2 protein-coding genes are annotated in these 1,284 nt (G+C 51.0%); both read left to right on the top strand.

Going from position 1 to position 1,284, the window contains the following annotated elements:
- Nucleotides 1-988, top strand: a 988-nt coding sequence (locus Q0212_RS15770; RefSeq protein WP_297927272.1) for a DUF1566 domain-containing protein, incomplete at its 5' end; no start/stop codon positions are given.
- A gap of 132 nt (nucleotides 989-1,120) precedes the next feature.
- Nucleotides 1,121-1,284: DUF559 domain-containing protein (locus Q0212_RS15765; RefSeq protein WP_297927274.1), on the top strand; the 164-nt coding region annotated here is incomplete at its 3' end.

Below are 1,284 nucleotides of genomic sequence, written 5' to 3'. Positions count from 1 at the left end.
CGCACTCCCCATTGCCTCCCTCACTGGCTCACCCCTAACGGCCATTGTTGGTCAACCCGTCATCTTTAACCTCAGCAACAGCAAAGCCTTAGAGGGCAAAATTTGCTCGTACCTCTTTGCAGGTGGTGGCGAAATAGGTGACAGTGGTGGTGGCGATTGCAGCAATCCTAGCCAAGTATTAACACTATCGACTATTACCGAAATGTACACCACAGCAGGCACCTACACCGCCACGCTCACCGTCACCGACAGCCAAGGCAACACCGCCACCACAAGCCACGTAATTACCGTGACCGCCGCTACCCAAACAGCCGCCACTGGCCTATTAAACGACACAGGCATTACCGCGTGTAGCGACCAAAGCACCCTGTTTGCCGACTGCACTGCCGCAACAATGGGCGGTTGGTTTGGCCTAAACCAAGATGCCCAATTAGGCCGCGATGCTTTAGCAGCCAAAGGCCAACTTAGCAAAGTGGGTGGCGGTGATGCAGGCTTTGACTTTACAAAAATAAGTGCCACAGGTGCAGCATTGCCTGCTAATGCGACAGCGTGGAGCTGTGTGCAAGACAACCACACAGGCCTGATGTGGGAGGTTAAAACCGATGATGGCGGCTTGCGCGACAAAGACAACCGCTACACATGGTACAACACCAACAGCAGCACCAATGGCGGTTTTGAGGGCTATGTAAATAACGGCAACAACACCCAAGCCTTTGCTCAAGCAGTGAATGCTCAAGGCTTGTGTGGCCACAACAACTGGAGACTGCCAAGCAAAGAAGAGCTACGCAGCATTGTAAACTATGGCAAATTTAACCCTGCTATAGACAGTGCTTACTTTCCCAACACCCAAAGTGATTGGTATTGGTCCTCCTCGCCTGTGGCTTACTATAGTGGCAGCGCGTGGATTGTCTTTTTCAACGGCGGCTCCGGCAGCTACAACGTTAAGTACGCTTTCCATTATGTGCGGCTTGTTCGCGCCAGTCAGTAATTTGGCAGCGTAGCGATGTTGGCTTTTGGGGTAAATCCACCCCAGCCCTCCTTTAATAAAGGAGGGGGCATCATCGCTAATAAGGTACTGTGCGTCTCCCCCTTTAACAAAGGGGGACTAAGGGGGATTTTGATGACATACAAGGCATATTTAAAAGAGCCAGCACGACAACTTCGCTGCAACCAAACGCAAGCAGAGTTACTGTTGTGGCAGCGTTTACGGCGCAAACAAATACACGGCGTTCAATTTTATAGGCAACGACCGATAGATGTTTTTATTGTGGATTTTTATTGCCC

This window comes from uncultured Agitococcus sp. (genome assembly GCF_937920075.1).
GTDB lineage: Bacteria > Pseudomonadota > Gammaproteobacteria > Pseudomonadales > Moraxellaceae > Agitococcus.
Note: the sequence above shows the minus strand (reverse complement) of the source record. Positions and strands in the feature narration are given on the sequence as shown.